At 43.1% G+C, this 923-nt stretch carries 2 protein-coding genes; both read left to right on the forward strand.

Annotated elements, in window-relative coordinates:
* Window positions 1–348, forward strand: a 348-nt coding sequence (locus tag N473_RS01115) for a hypothetical protein (protein ID WP_231099499.1), incomplete at its 5' end; no start/stop codon positions are given.
* A 2-nt stretch (window positions 349–350) separates the two neighbouring features.
* Window positions 351–923 (forward strand): ATP-binding protein (locus N473_RS01120; protein WP_063366373.1); only part of this gene is annotated, 573 nt, incomplete at its 3' end.

A 923-nucleotide genomic window follows, 5' to 3' on the forward strand; every position in this document is an offset into this window, starting at 1 on the left:
TCATTAGAACCACCCATTGAATCTAATAAAAATAAAACAAAAAAATCTCTCGATTATTCGTGTTGGCCGTCAATGCCAACACCTCAAGTCTTGAATGATTGGCTTGCTATGCGGAAACGGAAAAAAGCGGATGTTACGCAAACGGTTATAAATCGCTTTGCTGATGAACTGAAAATTGCCGCAACACATGGTGTAAGCGTTGATGACTGTCTAGCTGAATGTGTGGTTAGAAATTGGCAGGGCTTTAAATTCGAGTGGATGAATCGTAACGCAGGGCTTAATCAGGTTCGACAGGCTCAAGGTCGGCCATTAACTCAAGACTTCAATCAGAATGTAGAAGGGTGGTGATCATGAATAACGCTTTAGTCAGACTTCAACAGCGCATGCCTAGTCATATCAAACCTGACGCCAAAATACAGTCTTATGACGACTTGCTGGCACTAAGGCGCGCTGACGAAAAGAAACAGTTAGAACATTTTTCACAGCAGCGCAGAGATTGGGTAGTTAGAAACAGTGGCATGAGTGACCGCTTTAAGAATTGCACATTTGATAACTATGTCGCTGAGACAGATAGCCAAAAGAAAGCCGTCCATTACGCGCAGCGTTACGCTGACACTTTCCAAGGCCGTTTAACTGACGGCAAGGGGTTTATGTTCATCGGTGAACCTGGCACTGGGAAAAACCACTTAGCTTCTGCAATTGCTAATCACATTGGTAGAAACTTTAAAACAACGCTAATTCTGACCGTTTCGGATCTCGTTGGCCTGATTCGCCAGTCATGGTCCAAGGACAATGATCTCACTGAGTCTCAAGTCATTAAGCAAATCGTTAGTGTTGATCTTCTAGTGATTGATGAAGTTGGATTGCAAAAGGGAAGTGAGGACGAGCATTTACAACTAACTAAGATCATTGATAAGCGGCTA

Origin of the sequence: Pseudoalteromonas luteoviolacea CPMOR-1, from assembly GCF_001625685.1 — a bacterium.
GTDB lineage: Bacteria > Pseudomonadota > Gammaproteobacteria > Enterobacterales > Alteromonadaceae > Pseudoalteromonas > Pseudoalteromonas luteoviolacea_K.